General features: G+C 57.3%; 23 protein-coding genes. 11 read left to right on the forward strand and 12 right to left on the reverse strand.

Annotated elements, in window-relative coordinates; all coding sequences use genetic code 11:
• Positions 1–57: 57 nt before the first annotated feature.
• The 11 genes from B5G10_RS09965 to B5G10_RS10015 all read right to left on the reverse strand — a co-directional run bounded on the left by B5G10_RS09965 (position 58) and on the right by B5G10_RS10015 (position 11,002).
• Positions 58–1,764: a tetratricopeptide repeat protein gene (locus B5G10_RS09965; protein ID WP_087424579.1), complete on the reverse strand. Its 1,707-nt coding sequence runs from the start codon at positions 1,762–1,764 to the stop codon at positions 58–60.
• Between the two features lie 147 nt (positions 1,765–1,911).
• Complete coding sequence (locus B5G10_RS09970; protein ID WP_087424580.1) at positions 1,912–2,841, reverse strand: hypothetical protein; 930 nt, start codon at positions 2,839–2,841, stop codon at positions 1,912–1,914.
• A 4-nt stretch (positions 2,842–2,845) separates the two neighbouring features.
• Entirely contained in the window at positions 2,846–3,211 is a 366-nt protein-coding gene (locus tag B5G10_RS09975; RefSeq protein ID WP_087424581.1) for a LytTR family DNA-binding domain-containing protein, read from the reverse strand.
• A gap of 212 nt (positions 3,212–3,423) precedes the next feature.
• On the reverse strand, positions 3,424–4,266 hold the full coding sequence (locus B5G10_RS09980; RefSeq protein ID WP_087424582.1) for a DUF4886 domain-containing protein: 843 nt from the start codon (positions 4,264–4,266) through the stop codon (positions 3,424–3,426).
• Between the two features lie 111 nt (positions 4,267–4,377).
• A complete protein-coding gene (locus B5G10_RS09985; RefSeq protein ID WP_087424583.1) occupies positions 4,378–4,902 on the reverse strand; it encodes a hydrogenase maturation protease in 525 nt (174 codons plus the stop codon).
• Positions 4,883–5,644, reverse strand: a complete 762-nt coding sequence (gene cybH / locus B5G10_RS09990; RefSeq protein ID WP_087424584.1) for a Ni/Fe-hydrogenase, b-type cytochrome subunit — start codon at positions 5,642–5,644, stop codon at positions 4,883–4,885. The genes B5G10_RS09985 and cybH overlap by 20 nt, the downstream gene beginning before the upstream one ends.
• Before the next feature lie 29 nt (positions 5,645–5,673).
• On the reverse strand, positions 5,674–7,392 hold the full coding sequence (locus tag B5G10_RS09995) for a nickel-dependent hydrogenase large subunit (RefSeq protein ID WP_087424585.1): 1,719 nt from the start codon (positions 7,390–7,392) through the stop codon (positions 5,674–5,676).
• Between the two features lie 19 nt (positions 7,393–7,411).
• Entirely contained in the window at positions 7,412–8,593 is a 1,182-nt protein-coding gene (locus B5G10_RS10000; RefSeq protein WP_087424586.1) for a hydrogenase small subunit, read from the reverse strand.
• 22 nt (positions 8,594–8,615) lie between these two features.
• Positions 8,616–9,662 (reverse strand): hydrogenase expression/formation protein HypE, encoded by a 1,047-nt coding sequence (hypE, locus tag B5G10_RS10005; RefSeq protein ID WP_087424587.1) that lies wholly within the window; start codon positions 9,660–9,662, stop codon positions 8,616–8,618.
• 7 nt (positions 9,663–9,669) lie between these two features.
• The gene (gene hypD, locus B5G10_RS10010; protein ID WP_087424588.1) at positions 9,670–10,758 is read right to left on the reverse strand and encodes a hydrogenase formation protein HypD; all 1,089 of its coding nucleotides are present in this window, start codon (positions 10,756–10,758) and stop codon (positions 9,670–9,672) included.
• Positions 10,748–11,002 (reverse strand): HypC/HybG/HupF family hydrogenase formation chaperone, encoded by a 255-nt coding sequence (locus B5G10_RS10015; protein ID WP_087424589.1) that lies wholly within the window; start codon positions 11,000–11,002, stop codon positions 10,748–10,750. Before B5G10_RS10015 ends, hypD begins: the two co-directional genes overlap by 11 nt.
• 87 nt (positions 11,003–11,089) lie before the next feature.
• Here B5G10_RS10015 and hypF point away from each other — a divergent pair, with 87 nt between their 5' ends.
• From hypF to B5G10_RS10035, 4 genes are read left to right on the forward strand one after another with little or no spacing between them, the layout of a single operon-like run.
• Positions 11,090–13,375: a carbamoyltransferase HypF gene (hypF, locus tag B5G10_RS10020; protein ID WP_087424590.1), complete on the forward strand. Its 2,286-nt coding sequence runs from the start codon at positions 11,090–11,092 to the stop codon at positions 13,373–13,375.
• A gap of 6 nt (positions 13,376–13,381) precedes the next feature.
• Positions 13,382–13,738: a hydrogenase maturation nickel metallochaperone HypA gene (locus B5G10_RS10025; protein ID WP_087424591.1), complete on the forward strand. Its 357-nt coding sequence runs from the start codon at positions 13,382–13,384 to the stop codon at positions 13,736–13,738.
• Between the two features lie 20 nt (positions 13,739–13,758).
• A complete protein-coding gene (gene hypB / locus B5G10_RS10030) occupies positions 13,759–14,508 on the forward strand; it encodes a hydrogenase nickel incorporation protein HypB (protein WP_087424592.1) in 750 nt (249 codons plus the stop codon).
• Positions 14,505–15,134 carry a class I SAM-dependent methyltransferase gene (locus B5G10_RS10035; protein WP_087424593.1) on the forward strand — a complete coding sequence of 210 codons (630 nt, stop codon included), beginning with the start codon at positions 14,505–14,507 and terminating at the stop codon, positions 15,132–15,134. Before hypB ends, B5G10_RS10035 begins: the two co-directional genes overlap by 4 nt.
• Here the strand turns inward: B5G10_RS10035 and mnmD are convergent.
• Positions 15,125–15,808: a tRNA (5-methylaminomethyl-2-thiouridine)(34)-methyltransferase MnmD gene (gene mnmD, locus B5G10_RS10040; protein WP_087424594.1), complete on the reverse strand. Its 684-nt coding sequence runs from the start codon at positions 15,806–15,808 to the stop codon at positions 15,125–15,127. The genes B5G10_RS10035 and mnmD overlap by 10 nt on opposite strands.
• A 237-nt stretch (positions 15,809–16,045) precedes the next feature.
• Between mnmD and B5G10_RS10045 the strand changes: the two genes are divergently transcribed.
• The 7 genes from B5G10_RS10045 (at position 16,046) to B5G10_RS10075 (ending at position 22,991) form a co-directional block, all read left to right on the forward strand.
• Complete coding sequence (locus B5G10_RS10045; protein WP_087424595.1) at positions 16,046–16,693, forward strand: DUF47 family protein; 648 nt, start codon at positions 16,046–16,048, stop codon at positions 16,691–16,693.
• Between the two features lie 14 nt (positions 16,694–16,707).
• Entirely contained in the window at positions 16,708–17,724 is a 1,017-nt protein-coding gene (locus B5G10_RS10050) for an inorganic phosphate transporter (protein WP_087424596.1), read from the forward strand.
• Between the two features lie 275 nt (positions 17,725–17,999).
• Positions 18,000–18,851, forward strand: coding sequence for an ATP phosphoribosyltransferase (gene hisG, locus B5G10_RS10055; RefSeq protein WP_087424597.1), 852 nt, complete (start codon positions 18,000–18,002; stop codon positions 18,849–18,851).
• Between the two features lies 1 nt (position 18,852).
• Positions 18,853–20,166 carry a histidinol dehydrogenase gene (hisD, locus tag B5G10_RS10060; protein ID WP_087424598.1) on the forward strand — a complete coding sequence of 438 codons (1,314 nt, stop codon included), beginning with the start codon at positions 18,853–18,855 and terminating at the stop codon, positions 20,164–20,166.
• Positions 20,150–21,196 carry a histidinol-phosphate transaminase gene (hisC, locus tag B5G10_RS10065; protein WP_087424599.1) on the forward strand — a complete coding sequence of 349 codons (1,047 nt, stop codon included), beginning with the start codon at positions 20,150–20,152 and terminating at the stop codon, positions 21,194–21,196. Before hisD ends, hisC begins: the two co-directional genes overlap by 17 nt.
• Before the next feature lie 12 nt (positions 21,197–21,208).
• Complete coding sequence (hisB, locus tag B5G10_RS10070) at positions 21,209–22,336, forward strand: bifunctional histidinol-phosphatase/imidazoleglycerol-phosphate dehydratase HisB (protein WP_087424600.1); 1,128 nt, start codon at positions 21,209–21,211, stop codon at positions 22,334–22,336.
• A 175-nt stretch (positions 22,337–22,511) separates the two neighbouring features.
• Complete coding sequence (locus B5G10_RS10075) at positions 22,512–22,991, forward strand: SPOR domain-containing protein (RefSeq protein WP_087424601.1); 480 nt, start codon at positions 22,512–22,514, stop codon at positions 22,989–22,991.
• Positions 22,992–23,123: the final 132 nt, after the last annotated feature.

Here is a 23,123-nt window from a genome sequence, read left to right on the forward strand (position 1 = left end):
TGGAGTTCTGCCGCTATGGAGTTCTATCGCTCGGGCCTGTTTTTATTCCTCTTTCTGTTAAGCCACTTGTCGGGCCAGATGGCCTTTGGAGATATCGATATCCTCTTCCCGGTGATTGTCGTTGGGCACCGTCGGGAAAGTTTGAGGTGCGATGAGCCCGTTGGGCAGTTCGATTTGTGCCGGGCGAGGATACTTCTGTAAGAGCTCTTGGTATCGGGGCTGGTTATGCAGCGGTTCCATATCGGGGATGTCGAGCAGGACAAACTTACGGAATCCTTTTTCAAAGGCCTGCTCGAGAAAATCGAGAGCCTTCTCTGTATTGCCCAGTCGGGCATGGAGTTGCGAGGCCGCAAAGTATCGGTCGCTGTTGGAGGGTTCATCGGCGATGAGGCTGTCGGCCGTGGCGATGGCCCGTTTGGTCTCACCTATTCCCAGCCAGGCCAACGGAGAGAACATTTGCTGTCCGTTTATGGTGTCGATGGCGAGAGACGCGCGATAGTCGTTGCTGGCCTGTTCGAGGTCCCCTTTTTGCCGATATACTTCGCCACGGAGCAACAGTGCCTTGCTGTTTTGGGGGTCGAGGATGAGGGCCGTATCGAGGTCGGCGAGGGCCCCGTCGTAATCGCTTGAGAGGTTCTTGTAGTACCCCCGCCAATAGTGAGCGTCGGTCGATGGTTGATAGTGAGCATTGTAGAGATCGGTTTGGGCAATGGCCTTTTGCGGATATCCTGCCAGGTAGAGGATACTGGCTTTACACAAGAGAGCTTCGTAGTCGGTGGGGGTAACCGTCAAAACCGAGTCGATAGTCAGGAGGGCTTGTCTGTAATCGCCCACTTCTTTCAGGCAGAAGGCGATATTGGCCCTGGTCAGTTCGGTATTCTCGGTGCACTGCCGGTAGTACCCGATGGCTTGTGGGTAGCGATTGGTAATCTGGCAGATACATCCCAGGTTGTAGTCCCAGGTATCGTTGTCGGGTTCTTTGATGCGCATGGCCTCCAGGGGTTGTAACATGGCTTGGAAATCGGCCAATGCAATGGATTGCAGTTGGAAAAAGGCCTCGATGTTGTCTTGGGCATTGAGAGAGCTTATGGCGTTGTCGGCCGCTTGACTGTATTGGCCCAGGGCTGTGTGGCAGTAGGAGCGCAACAGATATACCTGGTAGTCATGGGCATGGAGCTTTATGCCGAGGTCCAGCAGTTTAATGGCCTCGGTATAATTCTTTTGAATATATCGTATGGAGGCTATTCCTACATATCCCTTCGAGTCGCCGGGCGCGAAAGAGATAATCTGTTGAAAGTCGGCCTCGGCCAGGTCTAACCTTCCCTGGTCGCGATAGAGGTAGCCTCGTCGTTCATAGAGAGATGCGTCTTGTGGGGCATATTCAATAGCTTTGGACATTTGCTCTATGGCCAAGTCGGTCTGTTCCAATCCTTCATAACTGAGGGCGCTGATGTAGTAGGCCAGCGAGCGCATCTGCTCCTCTTTGGGCGGGAGCAGCCGAATGGCCTGGCCGGTCGAGTTGAGAGCCTGACCATACTCAAGAAGACCCAGTTGCGAGACTCCCATCCAGGTAAGGATGTAGCCGTTGTCGGGGTTTTTCTCCTGTTCTTGGGAGAGCAGGTCGAGCCCCGTGCTGTAGTCTTGTGCCTGGATGGCCTGGATGGCTTGCTGGTAGGTGTGGGACGTGGGCTGTTTTTTCCCGGCCAAGAGGGTGGTACAAGAGCCCACGAGGGTAGCGAGAAGAAGTAGAAGGATTGGTTTCATCGTTTTTATAATTTTGTTTTTGTATGACAAAGATTATAAAAAGATTGGTTACCAAACTCGATTGAAAAGGGAAGTGTATGAAATGCCATCGGGGCTGTATGAAATGGCTTTTTACCCCCTATTTGGTACAGCCTTGCTGGCGTGGGGTCATGGTTTGCGCCAAAGTATGTAGCTGGTGTTGACCGGCATGCGATAGGTTTTGCGCCCAAAGGTGTGGCGATGCCCCTGAGCGTCGGTGCTCCAACCATAGGAGTGGCTGCCCACCAGGTAGATGGAGTTGGTGATGTCGAGGTCTTCGAGTGCCTGGGCAAAGTCGTGGAACGACTCGGCCGAGAGGGTCTCGATGACCATGATCTCGCCATTGCGGTCGCACAGCGAGCGGCGTATCGACTTGTTCTTGGGCTCGTTTTCAACCAGTCGGCCATTATCGACCAGCGGGTATTGTCGGAAGAAATAGCCGTCTGTCTCGGTGGCCTTCTCGAAGAGGGGGGAGTTCTCGGCAATACCCACGGTGATGGTGTCGTGGATGATGGCGCAGAATCCCGTCTTGGCTTTACCCCAGGCCAGGGGCTTGCCTTGCAGAACAAAGGCCCCCACAATCTTGCGGTTGTCGCGGCGGATGTCGGCAGCCTGGGCCACCAGGATAATCGAAGAGTCGTTCTCGTTCAATCGGCCCACTTGCAACGAGGGTATGGCCCCGTGAGGAATATGGATGCGCAGCGGAATGTCGTTGATGGTGGTGTCGATGATTTGGGTGTAGGCTGTCGTCGGGGAGTCGGGGTAGAATCCCAGGGGCACGATAGTGTGGGGCTCGGCTTTGGGTGCGGGTGTCGTTTGCGGCTCGAAGTAAGAGGCTGTTTCGTCGCTGTTGGGGCTGTCGTTCTTGTTGTCCTTGTTGAAGCCGAAGAGGTAGGCCAGGACGATACCTGCGACCAGGAGTATGAGCACGATGATGCCTACAATTCGCCATCCGCAACCCCTTGGACTTGGGCTGGTGAGCGGGGAGACCCGGTTGGCTTTGATTTCGCCGATTACCCTTATTTCGTCATCTCTGATGTTGTCTTTGAAATCTGTCATCTTACTATTCCCTTTCCGATTCAACAAGTTCTTTCAACTGCTTGAGCGCCTCGCGCGAAGGCGACACGGTATATTTGTTCGAACTGTTATCCGACAAGATCAACTGCTGTTTGGGCAGGTTGATGTAATAGATATACTTTCGATTGATGATAAGTTGTTTACCGATTCTGATAAAGGCTTTTCCCGATGAATTGCCCAGCTGCTCGGCAATGAGTTTCTCGATTTGTCCCAACTGGTAGGTGACTAACCGGGCCTCTCCGTCGGCCAGGATCAGGGTGGAGTAGTTGCCGTCTGACGAGATATAGATGATGCGGTCTTGTGCAATGCGCACAAGGTCGGTCGAGGTCGATATGATGAGGAAATCAGACATCTCTTTTTCTTCCAGACAAATGTAATGAAGAAAATTTTTCGCAACAAAGGAATGGGGCGATAATGTATCAACTCTCGCCTCTACTGTATGAAATGGCTTGTCGGGCTGACCAAATGGACGCTATCCTCGGTTCTCTTTTACGGGTATAATTCATGTGCCGGTTCTGCTGTTGGGGTGTGGAACCGCATCGACCGGGATGGGCATGTCGAGAGTCAGAAATCGGTCATGGGAGTGACGGCGCTGGGACAGAGGATAGCCCGGTGTGCGGCGTTCTGGGCAATTGAGGCCTGTTGCTCGGTGACTCCGTCGGGGCGATAGACGATGCCTACCGACGATTGGCCGAAGAAAGTTTCGAACCAGGTGCAGGCTGCCGTGTAGCGTCCGTATTGCAGATTCAGGTGGTAGCCGTCGCGGCACAGCGTGTCGCCCAGGCTGCTGCTGCGAGCATTCTGTATGGCTGTGCCGGTGGGTATGATGATGGAGATGTGCAGCATCCGTGCGGCCTGGTTGTAGGCAAATACCACATCTTCATACATGGCCTGCTGGTCTTTCCCGTAGTGGAAGAATCCCGGGTGTGTCGAGTTCTTGGCATAGGCCCAGGTCTGTTGCAGGGCATATTGCACGTGGGGGTTGGTGACATTCTTCTTTACATAATCCATGAGCTCGGCCAGGTCGGGGAAGTAGGTGCCGTATTGTCCGGCCAGGGAGCTTACCTGCTGGAGTACGATATAGTCCCAATCCTCGTCGTGGATGGCCTCGAGCAGGCTCTTGTCGTGTTCCTCGGAGTATTGACCGTCGATGTTCTTGCGGTAGAGATAAGCATGCCGATCGTGACGTGCGTTGTCGAGGTGGCGCTCGATGGAGCATCCGCCAATGTAGGTGTTGGCCACGATGATGTGCTTCCCGGCCGAGAGGGCTATCTCGTCGAGATACTCGATGCCGTCGTCGGCAAAGCTGTTGCCGATGGCCAGTATTTTTATGGTGTCGTTTTGAGCCTGGAGCGATGAGCATATCAGCAGGCATAAAATAAGCAGAAAGGAGTGTTGGGCTTTCATAGGTGATGAATTTATCGTATTGTAATCGGGGAGCCAAATTACAAAATTTTTCCGACCCGGCGAGAAAAAGAGCGCTACATTTTTTTGGGGGGGGAGCCATGAATGGCGGGGCTACCCGAGACTTATCGGGTAGCGGCCGTGCCTCAGGTCTTTGATGATCTCGAATACCAGTTGCAGAATTTGGGGAATGGCTCTTCTGATTTCGGGCGACAGATGCATCCCCAATCGGTGGTAGTTGCGCACACTCACCGCCAGCAGTTCGATTTGCGGGGCTTGTCCCAGGAGCAGCATGGCGTCGATCATATCCTTCAGACCTATCTCGTGGGCACTCAATCGAGGCGGATAGTCGCGGGAGTAGCGGGGCGACAGCCGGCGTATGGTACCCACCGGACGATTGTCGAGTGCGGCGTCCACGAGAATGACCCGTGGATAGTGTTGCAGGGTCTCCAGCAGGGCCAGCCCTCCGGTGCCACCATCGAGAACATCGACCCCCCGGGGCATCTCCATCTGGCTGAGGGTGTGGACCACGTGTATGCCTATCCCTTCGTCGTTGAGTACCAGGTTGCCTATGCCCAGTACGAGGATAGGTTCGAGGTCGGGGGCGCTTGGCTGCGTGTTATTTTCGTTTCGTTTCATGGGCTATTTCATCTTTTTGTCGTTGAATCTGTTGCTCTTGTTTCTGCTCGGTTTCGTACTCTTCGGCCAGGTCTTCTCTCACGAACTTCCACCCGCCTATAATCGACGAGGCGATACCGTTGCGCTCGATGTAGTCGTGGTAGAACACCAGGTAGATGTGGGCGATGGAGAAGAGAATGAAGGCCCACATGGCTATGTGGTGTATTTGTCGCACCACGAAGAATCCGCCGCACAGTTGCAGTATCCATGTGAAGAAGGGTTCCATCACGTTGTTGGTCGATACGCAGAACATGGCCAGGCCGGTGACCGTCTGGATGATGAAGAGTATGAATACCCCGAAGTAGGTGAAAGCCGCTAGGCTGTTGTGGCCGATGTCGTAAATGGGTTTGGGCGAGAGGAGCAACACATCGACCCGGGTGGTGTCGCATATGCCCCGCCACTGTTTGCGGGTGAGGGGCAGGTAGTTGTTCCAGCGGGCAAACGAGTTGCCGGCAAAGGCCCAGTAGAGTCGCACGAGAAAGTTGAGAATGAAGACGAAGGCGGCGACAAAGTGGATAAACCGCACCCAGCCAAACCAGTAGTTGGCCTCGGGCGGTGTGGCGTGCTGGATGGCCGGCGGGTTGCCTATGAGGTAGCCAGTCACGCACAGCACGACGATAGCGAGTGCATTGGCCCAGTGGAAGATGCGCACGGGCAGCTCCCATACATAGACTTCGCGTAAGGATTTTCGGCGGCTTATCATGACGGTTTCTTTTTTTTGAGGGGTTGTCGTTATATCATTTCACAGTGGTGTATGTGCTCGCCCCGCTCGTCGTAAAGGTGCACGGCACAGGCCATGCAGGGGTCGAACGAATGGATGGTGCGGATAATCTCGAGCGGGGTCTGCGGGTCGGCGACAGGGGTGCCGATGAGCGAGGCCTCGAAAGCCGACCGTTCCCCACGGGTATCGCGGGGTGAGGCATTCCAGGTGGTGGGTACGATCATCTGGTAGTTCGACACTTTGCCATCCTTGATGTTGACATAGTGAGCCAGTGCACCGCGGGGTGCCTCGGTGAGTCCCACGCCCTGTGCCGTCTCGGGCCAGGTGTCGGGTTCCCATTTGACCCCGTTGAACATGCGGTAGTCGCCGCTTTTGATGTTTCGCAGCAAGGCCGTGTAGAAGTCGGTTTGCCAGTCGGCCAGCAGGCTGGCCTCGATGGCCCGGGCTAGGGTGCGTCCGGCGGTAGAATACATCGCCTCGTAACCGACACCCAGCTGGTCGAGGCATCGCCGGGTGATGGCCTCGTAGGTTTCGTTGCCGTAGGCATGAGCCACGATGTTGCGGGCCAGCGGCCCCGTCTCCATGGGCATACCCTTGTAGCGGGGAGTCTTTATCCAGCTGTAGGGCTGGTCGCGCTCGAGGTACTGGTAGGGCGGTGTAGCCCCCGTGTAGTCGAGGTTTGTCTCGCCCACCGAGGGGTGAAGGCCCACCTCCTTGCCCTGTGAGTAGGAGTACCACGAGTTGTTGACAAACTCGAGCAGACCGTCCATCGCCCAGGGGTCGAACTCGACTACCCGCGACAGGTCGCGATCGACGACGATGCCTCGCGGACTCTTGTAGGTCGATAGCTCGCCATAGTGGCCCATGGGGTAGTCGCCATAGGTGATGTAGTTGTGCAGACCGCCGCCGATGCGGGTCCACTCGGGGTAGTAGGAGAGGATGGCCAGCACGTCGGGCAGATAGACCTGTTGCACGAAGGTTTGCGTGCGTTCGATAATCTGGGCCACATAGTTGAGCCGCTCCATGTTGAGGGCGTTGGGGTCGTTGATGTTGATGGCACAGGCCATGCCGCCCACCAGGAAGTTGGGGTGCGGATTCTTGCCGCCGAAGATGGTCTGTATCTTTACCATCTCTTTCTGCACGTCGAGCGCTTCGAGGTAGTGGGCCAGTGCCACGAGGTTGACCTCGGGCGGCAGTTTGTAGGCCGGGTGTCCCCAGTAGCCGTTGGAGAAGATACTGTAACGGCTGGTTTCGATGAAGCGTTGCACGCGCTCCTGTATCTCGACGAAGTATCCGATTGAGTTCTTGGGCCAGTCCGAGAGACGCTGGGCCACTTCGGCAGCCTTGCGGGGATCGGCATGCAAGGCCGACATGACATCGACCCAGTCGAGAGCCTGTAACTGGTAGAAGTGGGTCACGTGGTCCTGTATGGTCACGGCCGACTGCATGAGGTTGCGCACCTGTTCGGCGTTGGGCGGAACGACAATGCCCAGGGCATTTTCGACAGCCCGTACCGAGCAGAGCGAGTGTATCGAGGTGCACACGCCGCACACTCGTCCCACATAGGCCCACACGTCGCGGGGGTCGCGGTCTTTGACAATGATCTCGATGCCGCGTATCATGGTGCCCGAGCTGAAGGCGTCGGTGATGACGCCCCCTTCGATATCGGCCTCGATGCGCAGATGGCCTTCGATTCGGGTAATGGGGTCAACAACAATTCGTTTGGTCATGATTCGATGGTTTTATCGGTTAGTCTTTCTCTTTCTCCAGGTGGCGGGCCTTTTGGTCGAGAGCCTGTTCCCGGTGTTCGATGTGTTGCTCTTCGGTGGCGAAGGCTTCGCGGTTCAACTCGTCGTTGTCCATTTGGTTCTTGATGAGTTTCCGTTTCTGGATATTGGTTACGATGGCATGGGCAGCCACACCGGCTGCGGCAACGGCGGTAAGTCCCAGCCCTATCTGGTCGGCGGTGGCTTCGATGCCAAAGCCGTTGACATGGGGCAGATGGTGATACAGGGGTTCGGCATCCCAAAAGCCGGGTTCGGCACACCCGATGCAGCCGTGTCCCGACTGGATGGGGTAGCTCACCCCTTCGTTCCATTTGATGACGGCACACGAGTTGAAGGTGTTGGGGCCCTTGCATCCCATCTTGTAGAGGCAGTATCCCTTCTTGGCATTCTCGTCGTCGAAGGCCTCGACAAAGAGTCCGGCGTCGAAGGCCGGCCGGCGGTAGCAGGTGTCGTGGATGCGGCGACCGTAGAAGGTGACGGGGCGTCCCATGGCATCGAGTTCGGGCAGCCGGTCGAAAGTGAGGATGTAGGTGATGACCCCGGCCATGACATCGGCGATGGGCGGACAGCCCTGCACGTTGATGACCGGTTTGCCCGAGATGATTTTATGCACGGGCTTGGCATCGGTAGGGTTGGGATAGGCACCCTGCACACAGCCCGATGAGGCGCAGTTGCCCCAGGCGATGATGGCGCTTGCCCCTTGGGCGGCCTCGTCGAAAATCTGTTTGGCCGATTGCCCGGCGATGGTGCAGTAGCCGGGATTCCCCAGCGGGACGGAGCCTTCGACAATCAGGATGTATTTGCCCCAGTTGGCTTTCATGGAGCGCTCGCGCACCTCCTCGGCCTGGAATCCGCTGGCCGCCATGAGCGTGTCGGAGTAGTCGAGCGAAATCATCTCGAGCAGAATCTGCCCCACGAGCGGGTGCGACGAACGCAGGAACGACTCGCTACAGCAGGTACACTCCTGGAAGTGGAACCAGAGCACCGGCTTGCGGGGCTTGCTTTGGAGTGCGTTGACTACCTGGGCCAGGCCGCTCTGTTGCAGCCCCAGCATGGCCCCCATGATGCCGCAGAACTTGAGAAACTGGCGGCGGGTATAACCCTTCGCCTTCAGCTCTTGGTAGAATGTTTTTTCTTTTCCCATGACAGATAGGTGTTTGGTCGTTTCAACAAATGCGCGGCAGTTGTTCACCGCTCAGCATATCGATAACCCGGGTTTGCCCCAGGGCCAGTTGCAGAAGTACTTCGGGATGCCGGTCGTCGGTCACGTGGCCTATGAGGCTGGCTTTGCTCCCGTGCGGGTCGTTGCGGATGATATGAAGGGCCTGTTCGGCATATTCGTCGGGCAGGAACACGAGCATGATTCCCTCGTTGGCGACATAGAGCGGGTCGAGGCCCAGCAGGTTGCAGGCCGCTTGCACCGGGGCCTCTATGGGCAGAGCCTCTTTGTCGAGGGTAATGGTCACCCCGGCCTCCTCGGCAATCTCGTTCAGAGTACTCGACAACCCTCCCCGGGTGGGGTCGCGCAGCATATGCACGTCGGGGACTCCGGCCAGCAGGTTCGATACAATTTGGGTAAGGGCTGCGGTGTCGCTCTGGACACTCGTCTCGAATCCCAATCCTTCGCGTGTGGAGAGAACCGATACTCCGTGGTTGCCTATCGGGCCGGTCACAATCACGGCATCGCCTTTCTTTACCCGGTGCAGTCCTATTTCGATGTTGCCGGGTACGACTCCTATTCCCGAGGTGTTGATGTAGAGCCCGTCGCATTTGCCGTGCTCCACCACCTTGGTGTCGCCGGTGACGATAGAGACTCCCGCGTGTGCGGCAGCCCGGTGCATGGCCTGCACCACTTGTCGCAGGGTGTCGAGGGGGAGTCCCTCTTCGAGAATGAAGGCGGCCGACAGGTAGAGGGGTTTCGCCCCGCAGCAGAGCAGGTCGTTTACGGTGCCGTTCACAGCCAGGTCGCCTATGCTTCCGCCGGGGAAGAAGAGGGGCGAGACCACAAACGAGTCGGTGCTGAAGGCGATGCGAGGTGCAGGAACCGTGAGGGTGGCTCCGTCGTGAGCCTGTTCGAGCCAGCGGTTGGCAAAGGCCGGGTAGAAGAGGGTCTCGATAAGTCGGCCGGTCATGCGTCCGCCCCCGCCGTGGGCCAGGGTGATGCAGTCGTTGGGTTGTGTGGGTATCGGGCAATCGGGTATATTCATATTCATCTCTTTTTTAGGTCGTTCGGTAGCGGTAGAATGAGGCACAGGCACCTTCGCTCGATACCATCGAGGGCCCCTGTGGAGAGTCGGGGGTGCAACGCCGGCCGAAGAGGGGACACTCACGGGGCGAAATCTTCCCCTTCATGATCTCTCCGGCTCGGCAGGGCGAGGCGTCGGTGACGGTATTTATCGCACAGTGAAAACGGTTTTGAGCCTCATATTGTTCATAGGCGGGGCGCAGTTTCAACCCGCTCCCTGCGATGGTTCCCAACCCTCTCCAGCGGGCGTCGCAGGGGGTGAAGAACCGGGAGGTCTCGCGGCGGGCCTGTTCGTTGCCTTGGGGGGCGACTGCCCGGGAATAGGCGTTGACGACTTCGGCCCTTCCCTGAGCATGAAGTTGCACCACGTGGTAGATGCCATAGAGCAGATCGGCCGGTTCGAAGCCGGTGATGGCGATGGGGCAACCTGTTTGGCGGGCCAGTTGCCGATACTCCCCGATGCCGGTAATCGAGCAGACGTGCCCGGCGGCCAGCAGGGCATCGATTTTACAATCGGGGTCGCGGGTGAGGTGCGTGATGGCGGCCGGCAGGGTGAAGAGCGAGGTGAGCAGCGAGAGGTTCTCCAGTCGGGTAGCGATGGCCTCGTTCAGCAACAAGGTGTAGAGTGGGGTGGTGGTTTCGAAGCCGATGGCGAAAAAGACGACCTGTTGTCGCGGGTTCTCGCGGGCAATCTTCAGCGTGTCGAGGGGCGAATAGACGATGCGGATTTCGTGCCCCTCGGTGCGCAGGTGTAGCAGGCTTTCTCCCCCGGAGCCCGGCACCCGCAGCATGTCGCCGAACGTGCAGAGTATCGTGTTGGCCGACCGGGCTATGAAGAGCGCCTCTTCGACCGTTTCGGCCGGGGTGACGCATACGGGGCAGCCCGGGCCGTGAATCATCTGCACGGTGTCGGGCAGCAGCTCTTCGATGCGGTAGCGCGACAGGGCATAGGTCTGCCCGCCGCACACCTCCATGATGCGTATCGGTCGTGTGGCCTCCCGGCGGATGGCCCGCAGCAGGGCCGTGAGGCTGCGGCTATCTCTGAAGGGGCTGTCATACCACATGGCTGTCGGGGGGTGTTGGTTGAGCTTGAGCCAGTTTTTCGAAATCGGCCAAGGTGGCTTCGGCCTCCTCCCGGTCGAGCCGGGCAATGGCCATGCCGGCGTGAGCCAGCACATAGTCGCCTGTCGAGGCGTCGGTATATTGTATGCAGATGGGGCGATATACCCCGCCGAAATCGACGGTCGCCATGCGCAGCGTGCAGGAGTCGTCGATGGCGATGATTTTTCCGGGAATTGCCAGGCACATGATATTTCGTTCTTTTTTGGATACGCCCCAATGAACAACTCAGGGGGCTCTATTGTTTAGAAAGAAATCTGAAAAAAACGTTTACAGATGAATCAGTATCACATACACGTCAGGGGCCTTGTGCAGGGCGTGGGATTTCGCCCCTGCGTATATCGACTGGCTACCGGGATGGGATTGCACGGTTATGTAGATAACAGCAACGACGGGGTGCTTGTGGTGTTGCAGGCGACCGGCGCGCAGAAAGATCGCTTTGTGAAGGCGTTGGGCGAGGTGGCTCCCGAGGTGGCCTCGATCGAGCGTATCGATGTCGAAAGGCATCGGTCGGCGGTGGTGTATGACCGGTTTGAGATTGCTCCCAGCCGCAGCGACGGCGACGACGTTACCCGCATCAGCCCCGATATAGCCATTTGCCCCGACTGTCTGAAGGATCGGCACCGGCAGCCTCACCGCATCGACTATCCCTTTATCAACTGTACCCATTGCGGTCCCCGGTTTACCATCATCAAAGAGTTGCCCTACGACCGTGGGGTGACAACCATGAGCGACTTTGCCATGTGCGATACCTGTCGGCACGAATATATCGACGTGAACGACCGTCGCTTTCATGCCCAGCCCATTGCCTGCAACCGTTGTGGTCCCGTCTATACGCTGCGCGACAGGAGCGGAGCCGAGGAGCACGACTACCGACGCATCGTGGCACGCCTGGCCTCTGTCTTGTCGGGCGGAGGGGTGGTCGCTCTCAAGAGCCTGGGAGGCTACAACCTGCTGTGCGATGCCGACAACGAGGCCTCTGTGGTGCGGTTGCGGCAACTGAAGGGGCGCTATGCCAAACCTTTGGCCGTGATGTACCGCGACGAGGCGACTGCTGCCGACGACTTGTCGCTCACCGACGAGGAGCACCGGGCTCTCACTTCGTGGCGGCGTCCCATTGTCGTGTCGCGTGAGCGGGCACACCATGCCCCCTGGCTCAACGACGGTTATCGGTCGTTGGGAATCCTTTTGCCCTATATGGCCATACACTACGATCTGTTCGAGATGGCCCCGTCGTTGCGGCGTGTGGTGGTTACCAGCGGCAACCCGAGTGGAAGCCCCATTGTCATTGCCGACGGCGAGGCTCACGACCTGTTCGACTCGCAGGTCGAGCTGGTGATTTCGTATAATCGCGAGATTTACAACCGGGTCGATGACTCGGTTGTGTGCGAGTATGACGGCTTGTGTCGTCCCGTGCGCCGGGCCCGGGGATATACCCCCGAACCCTTGCACAACCTGCAACCCACCGAGGGTATCCTGGCTGTGGGAGCCGAACAGATGTCGAGTTTTGCTTTGGGCAAACGCAACGACATTCTGTTGGGACAATACATTGGCGAGTTGTCGCATCGGGGCAATCTCGATTTCTTCGAGGAGTCGGTTGCCCACTTTACCCGTCTGTTCCGCTTCACACCCCGCTGTGTGGTGTGCGACCTGCACCCCGACTATGCGGCTACGGTGTGGGGCGAACACTATGCCGCCGAGCATCACGTCCCCCTCTACCGGGTGCAGCATCACCATGCCCATGCCGTAGCCGTCATGGCCGAGTATGACCTCGAGGACGATGTGTTGGCCCTGTGTCTCGACGGTACAGGCTATGGCGACGACTGTACGATATGGGGCGGGGAACTGTTGCGTTGTTCGCGCACCCGCTACCGTCGCCTGTCGCACCAGCCCTATCTGCCCATGCCGGGCGGCGATGCAGCGGCCCGTGAGCCTTGGCGCATGGCCATTTCACTGCTCTATTCGCTCTATGGCGAGGCGATGCCGTTGCCCCCCGATTTTGTCGAGCGCATCGGGAGCGACCGCATCAAACTGGTGAGCCGCATGATAGCCCGGCGTATCAATACCCCGTTGAGCTCGGGGGCAGGACGGCTCTTCGATGCCGTGGCTTCATTGCTGGGCGTGGCCGACTTCAACCGCTACCAGGCCGAGGCTCCGCAAAAACTGGAGCAATTGGCCGAGGGGGCCGCGGCGAAGGTCTATCCCTTCGACCACGATAATCCCCTCGATATTTCGTGGTTGGTCGTTGCCTTGGTGAACGACCTGCGCAACGGTGTTCCCCGAAGTGAGATTGCCAGTGCTTTCCATGCCACCTATGCTGCCATGTGGTGTGCCGAAGTGGCCCGTCAGGCTGTGCGGCAGAAACTGTCGAGGGTCGTGCTCTCGGGCGGCGTGTTGCAGAACCGGCTGTTGACCGACCGGCTCATGTCGCTTCTGCGACAGGCGGGGTTGCAACCCTATCTGCCGGCTCTCGTGCCGTGCAACGATGCCGGTATTGCGGTGGGTCAGATGGCTGTCGTTGCAGCCTGGCTGGCCGAAGGAAACATGACAACCCTTAAATAGCAGGATATGCATGAATTGTCGTTGGCTTGCAGTGTGGTCGAGTTGGTCGATAACGAGTTGCACCGGCACGGAGGCGGAGCCCTTCGCACGGTCGAGGTGACCGTGGGTGACTTGTCGGGGGTCGATTGCGAGGCGTTTGCCTATTCGTTGCAGATGATACTCGACCGTAGGTATGCCGGTGTCCGGGTCGCACTTACCCGGGTATCGCCCCGTGCCCGTTGTCTGACCTGCGGAGGCATGTTCGAGCCGGCGTCGATTTATACGCCCTGTCCACACTGCGGGAGCTACTCCACCCAACTGCTTGAAGGGCAGGAGTTCCGCCTCTCGTCGCTGACGGTCGAGGCCGATGAAGATAAACCGTAACAAACCAAACAATAAAAACTATGTGTAGCACTTGTGGTTGTGGCGATCGGGAGATGAGCCACGAAGAGATGCACCGCCAGGGCCTGCCTCACACGCATGGCGCGACGGTCGATATTGCCGTAGAGCAAGATATATTGAGTGACAACAACCGGGTGGCTCGGCAGAATCGGGCCCGATGGAGTGCGATGGGCTGCGTGGCCGTCAATCTGGTCAGTTCGCCGGGGTCGGGCAAAACCGCTCTGCTCGAGCAGACCATCGTGCGGTTGGGCGAGCGTGGGTTCCGCCGGGTAGCCGTGATTGAGGGCGACCAGCATACCGACAACGATGCCGGACGCATCAGGCGTCTGGGGGTACCTGCCGTGCAAATCAACACGCACAACGGCTGTCACCTCGACGCCCGCATGGTGGCCGAGGCCTATGACGAGTTGCAGGCGCGTGACTCGCTGCTCTTTATCGAGAATGTGGGTAACCTGGTGTGCCCCGCCATGTTCGATTTGGGAGAGCAGTTGCGGGTTGTCTTGTTGAGTGTGACCGAGGGCGACGACAAGCCGCTGAAGTATCCCTATATGTTTGCGGGGGCCGATATCTGTGTCATCAACAAAATAGACCTGTTGCCCTATGTCGATAGCCGGCTCGAGAGGTTGAAGGAGAACGCCTTGAAAATCAATTCGGAGATTCGATTTTTCGAGACCTCGGCCACCCGGGGAACAGGGCTCGCCTTGTGGTGCGACTACCTCTGCTCGTGTCTCGAGAGAAGGGAGGCCATATGAATTTCTTCGACGAAATGGCCGGGGTGTGGGACCGCACCAGCCACCCCGATGCCGGGCAAATCGACCACATCCTCTCGGTTGTGCACCTCTCGCCGGGCGAGACGGTGCTCGATGTGGGCACGGGCACGGGCGTGATGATTCCCTATATCCGCCGGCGGGTGGGTCCCTATACGCCTATTGTGGCGGTGGACAGTTCGGAGAAGATGTTGCGCGAAGCCTCGTTGCGCTATGCCGGCGAGGGGGTGCACTTTATCCATGCCGATGTGGAGCGCGACCGACTGGCCGGGCATTTCGACGCCATATTGCTCTACTCGGTTTTCCCACACTTTCGTTACCCGGTCGATACGATTGCCCGACTCGTCACCGACAATCTGCGCTGTGGGGGCCGTCTGCTCATAGCCCACACGCAGGGGCGGCAGCATCTCAACCAGATACACGAGAGGTTGCTCTCGCGGGTCTTTTCGCGCAAGTTGCTCCCCGTGGACGAGCAGGCCGAAGCCTTTAGCCGTGTGGGGCTCACGGTCTCCTCGTTTGGCGAGACCGACGAGTACTACTACATTCTGTTGCAGCGTGTGGGTGTAGGCCGTGAGTTGAGTGTGGCTGTGGCCGAGGCTATCTATGGATAGAGGACGGCAGGTTTGCTGGCCCGCAGGATTTCGCGTTTGCCGTTCGCCGGGCCGGGAAGTCGCTCGACCGTAAAGCCGGTGGCTTGCAGTCTGCGCCGTATCTCGCCTTTGGCACAGTAGGTGGTGAGTATGCCGCCGGGTGCCAGGTGGTCGTAGAGGGTGCGGAATATTGCGCAGCTCCACATCTCGGGCTGTTTCTCGGGGGCGAAGGCATCGAAATAGACGACGTCGTAGAGCTCCTCGAGCGGGGTGCAGGTAAAGTCGGCCCGGCGCTTGTACAAGGTGAAGTTGGGGGTGATGGCTACCGGCTGGTTCCACTCGCAGCTGTGCAGCCGGGCAAAAGCCGGGGCCATCGAGGGGGCGATGTGAGCCGGATAGTCAAGCCGGTCGGTCACTTCGGGAGCAAGCGGGTAGAGCTCGAAGGTGGTGTAGTGCAGGTCCAACTCTTGCGCTTGTGCCTCGAGCAGCGAGAGAAAAGCATTCAGCCCGGTACCGAATCCCACTTCGAGCAGGTGTATGTCACGTTTGCCCCGAGCTCGCAGGGCCATGTCGATATAGACGTGGCGCGCCTCGGTAAGGGCCCCTTTGGTCGAGTGGTAATGTTCGTCCATCCCGGGCAGGTAGAGGGTGGGGAGGCCGTCGGCCGTCTGTTCTATGACAATTGTTTCGCTCATCGTTGGGGTTGCATGGATATGGAGCAAAAGTAAGACAAACTTTTGACAGCACCGAGGACTGAAAAAAATTTAGGTAGTGCAAAAATTTAAAATAAATGTAACACGATGTCTATTCCCTCACCTCTATCTTTGCAGTTGCTAAGCATACAGCGTGTTACCGCGTTCGCTTTGCCTTTGAAGGAGAGGAGAGAATAGACCCCTTGAAGAGATTGTGTTAAATATTTATATGATACGACGATGAAAAATTCTTTTTTTAGCCGATTCACCCCCAAAGAGCCTAAGTTTTTCCCCTTGTTGAAACAGCTTTCCGAGGTACTGGTGGCCTCGTCGGCCGTGCTGGTAGAGAGCATGAACCACGACAAGGCCGATGAGCGGGATGCCTATTACAAACGCATCAAGGATCTCGAGCGCGAAGGCGACCGTCTGTCGCACCGCATCTTCGACGAGTTGGGCACGACCTTCATCACTCCCTTTGATCGGGAGGATATCCAGGCTCTGGCTTCGCACATGGACGATGTAATCGATGGTATAAACAGTTGCGCCAAGCGCATCTCGATTTATAATCCGCGGCCTATTGGCGAGAGTGGCAAGGAGTTGAGTCTGCTGGTGCAACAGGAGGCCGATTACATTTGCAAGGCGATGGACGAGCTCGAGCGTTTCCGCAAGAATCCCTCGACGCTGCGTGAATATTGCACCCGTCTGCACGACTTGGAGAACCAGGCCGACGATGTGTATGAGCTCTTTGTCAAACGCCTCTTCGAGGAGGAGAAGGATTGCATCGAGATTATCAAGATCAAAGAGATCATGCAGGTGCTCGAGAAGACTACCGACTCGGCCGAGCATGTGGGTAAAGTGTTGAGAACGCTGATTGTGAAATATGCATAAACCGCTGGTGTGTAATGGAGTTATTGATTATCATTATTGTACTGGCGCTGCTGTTTGACTTCATCAACGGTTTTCACGATGCGGCCAACTCGATAGCGACCATCGTATCGACCAAGGTGCTCACCCCTTTTCAGGCGGTTTTGTGGGCAGCCTGCTTCAACTTTGTCGCCTTCTTTATTGCCAAGTATATCATCGGTGGGTTTGGTATTGCCAACACGGTCTCCAAGACGGTGTTCGAGGAGTTTATCACCCTGCCCATTATCCTGTCGGGGCTCATTGCCGCCATTATCTGGAACCTCTTTACCTGGTGGAAGGGTATCCCCTCGTCCTCGTCGCACACCCTCATCGGCGGGTTTGCCGGGGCAGCCATCATGGCAAGCGGTTTTGGGGCGATACAGCTCAACATCATTCTCAAGATAGCCGCCTTTATCTTTCTGGCACCGTTTATCGGTATGGTGGTAGCCTTTGGCTTCACGATACTGGTACTGCACATTTGCCGTAAGGCCCAGCCACACAAGGCCGAGATGTGGTTCAAACGGTTGCAGCTGGTATCGTCGGCCATGTTCAGCATAGGCCACGGTCTGAACGACTCGCAAAAGGTGATGGGTATCATCGCCGCCGCCCTCATTGCGGCACACTCGCTGGGGCTGGGTGCGGGTATCAACAGCATTGCCGACCTGCCCGACTGGGTGGCCTTCTCGTGTTTCACGGCCATCTCGCTGGGTACGATGTCGGGCGGTTGGAAGATTGTCAAGACGATGGGCACCAAGATTACCAAGGTGACCCCGCTCGAAGGAGTGGTGGCCGAAACGGCCGGTGCCTTTACCCTCTACCTCACCGAAATACTGAAGATCCCGGTGAGTACCACCCATACCATCACGGGAGCCATTATCGGCGTGGGCGCGACCAAACGGTTGTCGGCTGTGCGGTGGGGTGTGACCAAGGATTTGTGGGTGGCCTGGATTCTCACTATCCCGGTGAGTGCCCTCCTGGCCGCTGGCATCTACTGGGTGGTATCACTCTTTTTGTAGTAACAATTGTTGCAAAGAAGTGAATATAAATTTACAATTGAAAGAAAAATGCGTAAATAGTTTGCATTTTGTTTTCTATATACTATATTTGTCACAAATTAAAATAAGAAGTTATGTTGTTCCTGTCGTTGCATCATCATTATCTGCATATTCTCTGTGGGGGAATAGGGTGAGTGATGCACGATATGCAACCATATAAAAATAGTGTACAGGCTTGCCGTTATCCCGGTAAGCCTGTTTTTATTTCGTAAGACCGATAAAAAGGAGAAGTAGTTATGTTGAGAATTGCCATTCAATCGAAGGGCCGCCTCTATGACGAGTCGATAGCCCTGCTGGAAGAGTCCGGAATCAAGTTGCCGGGCGGGAAACGCACCCTGCTGGTCCCGGCCCGGAATTTCCCCGTCGAGGTGCTGTTTTTGCGCGACGACGATATACCCGAGTCGGTTGCCTCGGGAGTCGCCGATGTGGGCATCGTGGGGTTGAACGAGGTGCTGGAGAAGCATTGCCCCGTGGGTGTGCTCAAGAAGTTGGGTTTCGGTCGTTGCCGTCTCTCGCTGGCCATACCGCAGGATATCGACTACCCGGGTATCGGGTGGTTTGCGGGGCGCAAGATAGCCACCTCCTATCCCGGTATCCTTTCCGATTTTCTCCATCGCAATGGCATCGAGGCCGATATTCATGTCATCACCGGCTCGGTCGAGATAGCTCCCGGCATACGGTTGGCCGATGCCATATTCGATATTGTGAGTTCGGGCAGCACGCTGGTGAGCAACCGGTTGAAGGAGGTCGAGCAGGTGGTCGAGTCGGAGGCGGTACTCATCGGTACCGACATGTTGTCGGCCGAGAAGCAGGAGCTGCTCGACGAACTTCTCTTCCGTTTCGAGTCGGTGCAGGCGGCCGACGACAAGAAATACATTCTCATGAATGTGCCACAGGCCAAGCTCGACGATGTGCTCGCCGTGCTGCCGGGTATCAAGAGCCCCACGGTCATGCCGTTGGCCGACCCTTCCTGGTGCTCGGTGCACACGGTACTCGACGAGAGACGTTTTTGGGAGATAATCAACCGATTGAAGTCGGCCGGTGCCGAGGGCATCGTCGTACTCGATATTGAAAAAATGATTTTGTAAGATGAAGGTAAAGGTATATCCATATCCGCGTCGCGACGAATGGGCGACGATTCTCTCCCGGCCTCGGGTCGATATGGACGATTTGAAGGAGACGGTCGCCGACATTTTGGAGTCGGTGCAGCGCGACGGTGATGTGGCGTTGAAACGTTATGAACAGCAGTTCGACGGGGTAGCATTGGATCGCTTGCAGGTGACTCCGGCCGAAATCGAGGCGGCCGCCGCTGCCGTGCCTCACGACTTGAAGGCCGCCATCGGGCAGGCCATCGAGAACATAGGCAAGTTTCACGCTTCGCAGGCCCAGGCCATGCGGCGCATCGAGACCACGCCCGGGGTGTGGTGCTGGCAGAAGGCCGTAGGCATCGAGCGGGTAGGGCTCTATGTACCGGGGGGCACGGCGCCTCTCTTCTCGACGGTGCTGATGCTGGCCATTCCGGCCCGGTTGGCCGGGTGTCGCGAGGTGGTGATGTGTACTCCTCCCGACAAAACGGGGGCGATTGCGCCAGCCATTCTGTATGCAGCCCGTGAGACGGGGGTGACACGCATCTTCAAGTTGGGGGGTGTGCAGGCCGTCGGGGCGATGGCTTTCGGTACGGCGAGCGTGCCTCGGGTAGGAAAGATTTTCGGGCCGGGTAACCGCTACGTGATGGCAGCCAAACAGCAGGTGCAGACCTGCGGGGTGGCTATCGATATGCCGGCAGGGCCTTCGGAGGTGATGATTGTGGCCGATGCCGGTGCCGACCTCCGTTTCCTGGCGGCCGACTTCCTCTCGCAGGCCGAGCATGGGGCCGACAGCCAGTCGCTGCTGGTGACCGATTGCCTCGACCTGGCTCTCGCTTTGCCGGCCGAAATCGAACGACAGGCCTCTCGCTTGCCCCGACTCGAATGGATAGAGCGGTCGCTTGCCCACAGTGCTATCGTGGTGCTCGAGGCCGACGAGCAACTCGACCTGGTCAATGCCTATGCTCCCGAGCACCTGATTGTGCATCGGGCCGATGCCGAGGCGTGGGCCGGCGGGGTGGTCAATGCCGGTTCGGTATTCCTGGGCTATTATACCCCCGAGAGTGCCGGCGATTATGCCTCGGGTACCAACCACACGCTGCCTACGAGCGGATATGCCCGGGCATACAGCGGGGTTAATCTCGACAGCTTCACCCGCAAGATTACTTTCCAGCACATCTCGCCAGAGGGGCTGGAACGGCTTGGCCCCGTGATTGAGACTATGGCTGCCGCCGAGCAGCTCGAGGCTCACCGACGGGCCGTAGCTGTGCGTTTGCAAAACCTGGATAATAGAGACAACGATGAGAAAAACGTGTGATTCCATAGAAGCGTGGGTGCGCCCCAACATCAGGCGGTTGAAACCCTACTCCTCGGCCCGCAACGAGTTTTCGGGCGTGGCTTCGGTATGGCTCGATGCCAACGAGAGCCCCTTCAACACCCCCTACAACCGTTACCCCGACCCCTTGCAGAGTGCCTTGAAACAGCGATTGGCCGGGCAGCGGGGCGTAGCTCCCGAGCAGATATTTCTCGGGGTGGGTAGCGACGAGGCGATAGACCTGCTCTATCGCATCTTTTGCCAACCCGGCAAGCACAATGCCGTGTCGATAGCGCCTACCTACGGCATGTATCGGGTGTGTGCCGAGATTAACGATGTGGCCTATCGCGAGGTTACGCTCAATGCCGACTTCTCGCTCCCGGTCGAGGCTATTCTGCAGGCGGCCGATGCTGACAGCCGGCTCCTTTTTCTCTGTTCGCCCAATAATCCCACGGGCAATGCCTTTCCCGCGGCCGATATCGAGCGACTCATAAACGGGTTCGATGGCATCGTGGTGGTCGATGAGGCCTATATCGACTTTTCGTCGCAACCCTCTTGGCTCGGGCGGCTGTGCGAGTTCCCCAATCTGGTAGTACTGCAAACCTTTTCCAAGGCATGGGGCAGTGCCGGGGTGCGGTTGGGCATGGCGTTTGCCTTGCCGTTGATTATCGGATACTTCAACAAGGTGAAGTATCCCTACAACATTGGTGAGCCGGTGCAGCGCTATGCCCTGGCTATGCTCGACCGGGCCGATGAGGTGCGCCGTTGGGTGGCCGATACGCTGGCCGTGCGGAGTCGCTTTGTCGAGCAACTGGCCGCGTTGCCTTCGGTGCGGCAAGTCTATCCCAGCGACGCCAACTTTGTGTTGGTGCGGGTCGATGAGGCCGAGCTGCTCTACGACCGGCTGGTGGCCGAGGGCATTGTGGTGCGCAACCGTTCGACGGTGACGCTGTGCGGCAACTGTTTGCGCATCACTATCGGGACTGCCGATGAGATGAATGTATTGTTGGAGGCCATGCGCCGTTATCTGTAAAAAACAAATGAGATGAAACGAGTTCTTTTTATCGATCGTGACGGTACGCTGGTGGTGGAACCGCCTATCGATTATCAAATCGATTCCCTGGAGAAACTGGAGTTTCGCCCACGGGTATTCCAGAGTCTGGCCTATGTGGCTGCACGGCTCGACTGCGAGTGGGTGATGGTGACCAATCAGGATGGCATGGGGACTCCCGCCTTTCCGGCCGAGACCTTTTGGCCGGTTCAACAGAAGATTGTTCGAGCACTGGAGAATGAGGGTATCTGCTTTGATCAGGTCTGTATCGACACCTCCTTTCCCGAAGAGAACCGGCCTACCCGCAAACCGGGTACGGCCATGCTTGCCCGCTATACCACGGGCGAATACGATCTGGCCCACTCCTTTGTCATAGGCGACCGCCTCACCGATGTGCAACTGGCGGCCAACTTGGGGTGCCGGGCCATCTATTTTGCCCCGGCCGAGCAGGGCATGGCCGAGGTGGAGGCTACCGGACTGGCCGGCGTGTGCGAAGCCGTGACCGACGACTGGTGGAAGGTAGCCCAAATCGTATGCAGTGCGACCCGGCGTGTGTCGCTCGAGCGTCACACGGCCGAGACCGACATACGCCTCTCGCTCAACCTCGACGGTACGGGCCGTACCGATATTCACACCGGCCTCGGCTTCTTCGACCACATGCTCGACCAGCTGGGGCGGCATGCCGGCATCGACCTGGCCGTGACCGTCGATGGCGACTTGTGGGTCGATGAGCATCACACCATCGAGGATACCGCTCTCGTGCTGGGCGAGGCCTTGGGCCGAGCGCTGGGCGACAAGCGGGGCATTGCCCGCTATGGTTTCTCATTGCCCATGGACGATGCCCTGTGCCGGGTCTCTCTCGACTTGGGGGGTAGGCCGTGGCTGGTATGGAAGGCCGATTTCCATCGCGAGAAGATAGGCGACGTGCCCACCGAGATGTTTTTCCACTTCTTCAAATCGCTTAGCGACGCAGCCCGCATAAATCTCCACGTCGAGGCCGAGGGAGCCAACGAGCATCACAAAATCGAGGCCATCTTCAAAGCCTTTGCCCGGGCGTTGAGAATGGCGATCAAGCGCGATATCACCGACCACACGTTACCCTCGACCAAAGGAATGTTGTAGTAACGGCCCGGTTATGTTTGCGTGAAGTCACTTACCCGAGGTATAAAATATCTTTTTTAATTCACAAGAATGAGACAGCCGATGCGGTTATTTGTTACTTTTGCATTATCTTCGCAACGCGAAGTAAAATCGAAAAAATAGAACAAATACTTAAAACAACTTATATAAAAGTCCTATGAGAAAAAATTGGATTTGGGGTTTATCCCTTTTGTTGATAGGCAGCATGGCTTCGTGTAAGTCGAGCCAAAGCGCCTACCGGGCTGCTTATGAAAAGGCCCAGGAGAAAAAGATAGAAGAACCTGCACCTGCACCGGCCGAGACCGTGGTAACGACTCCCTCGACAACCACTACACCCTCGACCTCGACTACCGTGCGTGAGCAGAGCGAGCGCATCAGTGCTGTCGATGGCAACGATGCTTTGCTCAAGGAGTTTAATGTAATCGTGGGCAGTTTCCGTCAACGTCTCAATGCTCAAAGCCTTTGCGAACGTCTGCGCAAGGATGGCTATCCCGCCATATTGGCTCAGAACGCTGCCGGTTGGTACCGTGTGGTAGCTTGCTCGTTCGACAACCGTCCGGCTGCCGTTCAGGCTCGTGAAGCCTTGCAGGCCCGCTATCCGCAATTTACCGATGCCTGGTTCTTGATCAACAAGTAAAGAAATATCTTCATTGGTTTTATGCGAAGGGTGCCACCCCATCGGGCGGCACCCTTCGTTTGTTTTATACTTCTATTCCTTGAATTTTACATTGAAAGACAAAACCCATCGTGTTGTGACTGGAGAGTTGCT

It is taken from the genome of Barnesiella sp. An55, assembly GCF_002161555.1.
Classification (GTDB): Bacteria; Bacteroidota; Bacteroidia; order Bacteroidales; family Barnesiellaceae; genus Barnesiella; species Barnesiella merdipullorum.

What these genes read in the sequence shown, in the direction of transcription:
- B5G10_RS09970 (WP_087424580.1), bottom strand. Translation starts at nt 2,841, where the DNA reads ATGACAGATTTCAAAGACAACATCAGAGATGACGAAATAAGGGTAATC.
- cybH (WP_087424584.1), bottom strand. Translation starts at nt 5,644, where the DNA reads ATGATAAGCCGCCGAAAATCCTTACGCGAAGTCTATGTATGGGAGCTG.
- B5G10_RS09965 (WP_087424579.1), bottom strand. Translation starts at nt 1,764, where the DNA reads ATGAAACCAATCCTTCTACTTCTTCTCGCTACCCTCGTGGGCTCTTGT.
- B5G10_RS10045 (WP_087424595.1), top strand. Translation starts at nt 16,046, where the DNA reads ATGAAAAATTCTTTTTTTAGCCGATTCACCCCCAAAGAGCCTAAGTTT.
- hisC (WP_087424599.1), top strand. Translation starts at nt 20,150, where the DNA reads ATGAGAAAAACGTGTGATTCCATAGAAGCGTGGGTGCGCCCCAACATC.
- hisB (WP_087424600.1), top strand. Translation starts at nt 21,209, where the DNA reads ATGAAACGAGTTCTTTTTATCGATCGTGACGGTACGCTGGTGGTGGAA.
- B5G10_RS10025 (WP_087424591.1), top strand. Translation starts at nt 13,382, where the DNA reads ATGCATGAATTGTCGTTGGCTTGCAGTGTGGTCGAGTTGGTCGATAAC.
- B5G10_RS09975 (WP_087424581.1), bottom strand. Translation starts at nt 3,211, where the DNA reads ATGTCTGATTTCCTCATCATATCGACCTCGACCGACCTTGTGCGCATT.
- hypB (WP_087424592.1), top strand. Translation starts at nt 13,759, where the DNA reads ATGTGTAGCACTTGTGGTTGTGGCGATCGGGAGATGAGCCACGAAGAG.
- B5G10_RS10000 (WP_087424586.1), bottom strand. Translation starts at nt 8,593, where the DNA reads ATGGGAAAAGAAAAAACATTCTACCAAGAGCTGAAGGCGAAGGGTTAT.
- B5G10_RS09995 (WP_087424585.1), bottom strand. Translation starts at nt 7,392, where the DNA reads ATGACCAAACGAATTGTTGTTGACCCCATTACCCGAATCGAAGGCCAT.
- hisG (WP_087424597.1), top strand. Translation starts at nt 18,000, where the DNA reads ATGTTGAGAATTGCCATTCAATCGAAGGGCCGCCTCTATGACGAGTCG.
- B5G10_RS10075 (WP_087424601.1), top strand. Translation starts at nt 22,512, where the DNA reads ATGAGAAAAAATTGGATTTGGGGTTTATCCCTTTTGTTGATAGGCAGC.
- B5G10_RS09980 (WP_087424582.1), bottom strand. Translation starts at nt 4,266, where the DNA reads ATGAAAGCCCAACACTCCTTTCTGCTTATTTTATGCCTGCTGATATGC.
- hisD (WP_087424598.1), top strand. Translation starts at nt 18,853, where the DNA reads ATGAAGGTAAAGGTATATCCATATCCGCGTCGCGACGAATGGGCGACG.
- B5G10_RS10035 (WP_087424593.1), top strand. Translation starts at nt 14,505, where the DNA reads ATGAATTTCTTCGACGAAATGGCCGGGGTGTGGGACCGCACCAGCCAC.
- hypD (WP_087424588.1), bottom strand. Translation starts at nt 10,758, where the DNA reads ATGTGGTATGACAGCCCCTTCAGAGATAGCCGCAGCCTCACGGCCCTG.
- B5G10_RS09985 (WP_087424583.1), bottom strand. Translation starts at nt 4,902, where the DNA reads ATGAAACGAAACGAAAATAACACGCAGCCAAGCGCCCCCGACCTCGAA.
- mnmD (WP_087424594.1), bottom strand. Translation starts at nt 15,808, where the DNA reads ATGAGCGAAACAATTGTCATAGAACAGACGGCCGACGGCCTCCCCACC.
- hypE (WP_087424587.1), bottom strand. Translation starts at nt 9,662, where the DNA reads ATGAATATGAATATACCCGATTGCCCGATACCCACACAACCCAACGAC.
- B5G10_RS10050 (WP_087424596.1), top strand. Translation starts at nt 16,708, where the DNA reads ATGGAGTTATTGATTATCATTATTGTACTGGCGCTGCTGTTTGACTTC.
- B5G10_RS10015 (WP_087424589.1), bottom strand. Translation starts at nt 11,002, where the DNA reads ATGTGCCTGGCAATTCCCGGAAAAATCATCGCCATCGACGACTCCTGC.
- hypF (WP_087424590.1), top strand. Translation starts at nt 11,090, where the DNA reads ATGAATCAGTATCACATACACGTCAGGGGCCTTGTGCAGGGCGTGGGA.